1 protein-coding gene is annotated in these 287 nt (G+C 42.5%); it reads right to left on the reverse strand.

Going from position 1 to position 287, the window contains the following annotated elements; all coding sequences use genetic code 11:
* A partial coding sequence (locus tag C1G53_RS01860) for a DNA cytosine methyltransferase (protein ID WP_153046638.1) occupies positions 1–287 on the reverse strand: 287 nt, incomplete at both ends.

Genomic DNA, 287 nt, shown 5'->3' on the forward strand with positions numbered 1-287 from the left:
AATCTCAAAAAAGAGAGTCCCTCGAGTATCTTCAAATCCCAGTCGTCTTCCTGCGAGTGAAAAAGCTTGGCAAGGAAATCCCCCGCAGATAACCTCCACTTGCCCTCTAAATTGTCTAAAGTCATGGTCTGTGACCTCCTTAATGTCATGGTATTCTATTTCTCCTTCTGTGTTAAACATGGCTTTATAGGATGTTCTAGCGAATTTATCAATTTCACAAAAGCCCAAACACTCATGGCCCTGTGCTTCCATTCCTAGCCTAAAACCGCCTATCCCAGCAAATAAAT

Origin of the sequence: Streptococcus suis (genome assembly GCF_002960445.1) — a bacterium.
GTDB lineage: Bacteria > Bacillota > Bacilli > Lactobacillales > Streptococcaceae > Streptococcus > Streptococcus hyiners.